Raw genomic sequence first — 1,217 nt, forward strand, 5'->3', positions numbered from 1 at the left:
AGGCGACCGACCCAATGTCGGAGGCCCTCCGTAGCGTGGAACCCGTCATCGCACACCACACGCCTTGTCGCAGCATCCCGCCCATCCGGGCAGAGCGCGTCAGCCTACAGGCGACCGACCGCGAGCAGAAAAGAGCACGTCATGCCCTCACCCGCTGACCGCGAGAAGGCCCTTGAATCGGCCCTCGCCCAGATCGACCGGCAGTTCGGAAAGGGCTCGGTCATGCGACTGGGCAGCGACGAGCGCGCGCCCGTGGCGGTCATCCCCACCGGCTCCATCGCCCTCGACGTCGCCCTCGGCGTGGGCGGACTGCCCCGTGGTCGCATCATCGAGATCTACGGTCCGGAGTCGTCGGGTAAGACGACCCTGACCCTGCACGCCATCGCCAACGCGCAGCGCGCCGGCGGCATCGCCGCGTTCATCGACGCAGAGCACGCGCTCGACCCCGACTACGCGCAGAAGCTCGGCGTCGACATCGACCAGCTGCTCGTGTCGCAGCCCGACACGGGGGAGCAGGCGCTCGAGATCGCCGACATGCTGGTGCGCTCCGGGGCCGTCGACCTGGTGGTCATCGACTCGGTCGCAGCCCTCGTGCCCAAGGCCGAGATCGAAGGCGAGATGGGCGACTCCCACGTCGGCCTGCAGGCGCGTCTGATGTCGCAGGCGCTGCGCAAGCTCACCGGTGGGCTCAGCCAGACCAACACCACGATGATCTTCATCAACCAGCTGCGCGAGAAGATCGGCGTGTTCTTCGGTTCGCCCGAGACCACCGCCGGCGGTAAGGCGCTGAAGTTCTACGCCTCGGTGCGTCTGGACATCCGTCGCATCGAGACGCTGAAGGACGGCACCGACGCGGTGGGTAACCGCACGCGTGTGAAGGTCGTCAAGAACAAGATGGCGCCGCCGTTCAAGCAGGCGGAGTTCGACATCCTCTACGGCACCGGCATCTCCCGCGAGGGCAGTCTCATCGACTTCGGTGTCGAGCACGCGCTCGTGAAGAAGTCCGGGGCCTGGTACACGTACGAAGGCGACCAGCTCGGGCAGGGCAAGGAGAACGCGCGCAACTTCCTGCTGCGCAACCCCGACATCGCCAACGACATCGAGACGAAGATCAAGCAGAAGCTGGGCATCGGCCAGCCGAAGGTCGTCGAGGAGCCGGCGTCCGACGAGCTCGCGGCACGCCGCCCGGCCTGATGGTGCGGTTCGAGAGCGACGGG

Annotated in this window: 1 protein-coding gene; it reads left to right on the forward strand. The window is 67.3% G+C overall.

The annotated features are described in order from the left end of the window. The first annotated feature begins 141 nt into the window (after window positions 1-141). On the forward strand, window positions 142-1,194 hold the full coding sequence (recA, locus tag NQ160_RS23985) for a recombinase RecA (protein ID WP_257507114.1): 1,053 nt from the start codon (window positions 142-144) through the stop codon (window positions 1,192-1,194). The last annotated feature ends 23 nt before the right edge of the window (window positions 1,195-1,217 follow it).

This window comes from Microbacterium sp. zg.Y909, assembly GCF_024626565.1.